Origin of the sequence: Ruminiclostridium papyrosolvens C7, from assembly GCF_000421965.1 — a bacterium.
GTDB classification, from domain to species: domain Bacteria; phylum Bacillota; class Clostridia; order Acetivibrionales; family DSM-1351; genus Ruminiclostridium; species Ruminiclostridium papyrosolvens_A.
Map to the genome: position 1 here is coordinate 1 of NZ_ATAY01000047.1, position 786 is coordinate 786.

The following is a 786-nucleotide window of genomic DNA, read 5'->3' on the forward strand; positions in this document are numbered from 1 at the left end:
CGTCCTGGACGCTGTTTTCTCGATCAGGCCCGGCGCCATTTCTCCATCATTGACATGCGCCGGCGTTACTTCCAAGGCGATCGGCAATTCACTTTTCGTATCGACCGCCAGATGAATTTTGTAACCAAACCATGTGATTTTATTGCCGAAGGAATCAATTTTTGCGCCCCAGTTCGCATTACCCGTTTGCTCGCTTTTGCGTTTGGGCTGCTTTTTCTCGTAAGCGCGGAGAGCGGCGCTGTCTATGGCGACGTTACTGCCTTCTATGATGCCTTCTTGCTTGCAGCGTGTGACCAAATCCTCAAAAAGCCGTTTTGCCAAGTCCTTTCTCGTCAGTTCTGAGAAAACTCGGCTTAATGTGGATATGGAAGGAGCTTCTCGATCCAGCGGAAGACCACACTGATAACGAAACCGGAGATCCGTATCCAAACGCTTATGCAACCCTGAAAAGGTACTTATTCCTTCAAGCGGCGCAGCCAAGAGTGCTCGTAGAATACCTTGTCTGCAGTATCCCTCAGCGCCTCGGGGTGAACGGCTTCTCAGTTCCTTGGCATACGGTCTCAGATCGAGAGAACTGAAGAAGATCGGCAATCTCTCCTTGGGTTGAATTTTTAAAAGTTCTTCGAAGGAAAACAGACATTCTTGGAGAATATACAAAGTGACTTCCTCCATCCTTGAGGTTTTTGGGTTTAGTCACTTGAAAACTTCTCCAAGTTGGGGTGAAGTCCCTTTTTTATGTCCGAAAATCCTTACGGCTCAAGGCCTCAGATTACTGCAAAACGCTCA

The 786-nt window shown here is 48.1% G+C and carries 1 protein-coding gene; it reads right to left on the reverse strand.

Annotated elements, in window-relative coordinates; all coding sequences use genetic code 11:
* Positions 1 to 657: transposase (locus L323_RS33095; RefSeq protein ID WP_020815957.1), on the reverse strand; the 657-nt coding region annotated here is incomplete at its 3' end.
* Between the last annotated feature and the right edge of the window lie 129 nt (positions 658 to 786).